The sequence below is a fragment of the Dyadobacter sp. CY343 genome (assembly GCF_021390335.1).
Taxonomy (GTDB): Bacteria; Bacteroidota; Bacteroidia; order Cytophagales; family Spirosomataceae; genus Dyadobacter.
This window is the reverse complement of sequence record NZ_JAJUXK010000016.1, coordinates 1-1,267: the sequence shown is the minus strand read 5'-3', so window position 1 is coordinate 1,267 and position 1,267 is coordinate 1. Positions and strand designations below refer to the sequence as shown.

Genomic DNA, 1,267 nt, shown 5'->3' with positions numbered 1-1,267 from the left:
TGGAATTGCAACAATAAAGCGGACAAGATATTAAGCCGCAATTTTTTGTTTGTGTAAAAGCTCCTCAAACTCTTTTGGTGAAACATATCCTAAGGCCGAGTGGAGCCTTTTTCTATTATACCAGGTTTCAATATATTCGAAGACTACCAGTGCTGCGTGCTTCTTGTTTATAAAATTATTTTGGTAAACGCATTCGACTTTTAGCGTTTTAAAAAAGCTTTCAGCAACCGCATTATCCCAACAGTTTCCCTTACGGCTCATACTTCTGATTACAAGGGGATTTTTGTCAAGTAGACTTTTAAATTCATTACAAGCATATTGAATGCCTCGATCAGAATGAAAAATTAGTTCGGTGGTTATATTCCTGTTTTTTAGAGCCATTTTCCACGCAGGTATCACAGTATCAATCGTTTTCAGCGATGAACTTAGTGCCCACCCGATTATTCTCCTGTCAGCTAAATCAATTATCGCTGTGAGATATAACCAGCCTTGAATCGTCTTGATATAGGTAATGTCTGAGACCCACACCGTTGCTGTTTTTTCTACTCTAAATCGTCTGTTAAGCCTGTTTTCTACAATCGGGTACTTATGTTCGGAATCTGTTGTAACACGAAATTTTCTTTTTATAATGCTTCGGATTTTTGATCGTTTCATCAATCTGGCAACTCGTGGACGGGATATTTTTATACCCAACTTATTGAGTTCATGAGTGATCCTGGGACTTCCATACGTTTGTTTACTCTTGCCATGAATGACTTTTATTCTCTCAGTAAGCAGCTGATTTTCAATGCAGGTTTTTGACAATCTACTACTAAGCCAAGTATAGAACCTGCTTCTGCTCACTTTAAAAACCAAGCACATTTTCTCAATGGGAAATAATTTTCGGTGATCTTTTATGAACCGGAATATTTGCCATCGCTCTTGGAGAAAATGCCGACAGCCTTTTTTAAGATGTCGCGCTCAAGCTGCGTTTCCCTGAGTTCTTTTTTGAGTCGGGCCAATTCTAGCTCCGTTTCACTCAAAATCACTTTTCCGTTACCCGGAAAGCTACCATTCTGTTTTGCGAAAAACTCTCTGCGCCAGCGATATAGCATCGCAGGCGGAACATCCAATTCCTTTGCCAAAGCGCCAAGGTCAGTTCGGTTATTACTCAGCTCAATGCTCATCAGTTTGAACTCCTTATCAAATACTCTTCTTTCTCCTGACATATGTATTAAGTTATAAAAGTTTCACTTAACTCAATGTCCGCTTAAAGGTAGCAGGTCCA

Annotated in this window: 1 protein-coding gene; it reads right to left on the bottom strand. The window is 39.1% G+C overall.

What is annotated here, in order from left to right; translation table 11 throughout:
- Window positions 1-30 precede the first annotated feature (30 nt).
- A protein-coding gene (locus tag LZG94_RS26330; RefSeq protein ID WP_233794632.1) for an IS3 family transposase occupies window positions 31-1,208 on the bottom strand; the annotation gives its coding sequence in 2 pieces (ribosomal slippage) (window positions 31-938 and window positions 938-1,208; 1,179 coding nt in all).
- Window positions 1,209-1,267: the final 59 nt, after the last annotated feature.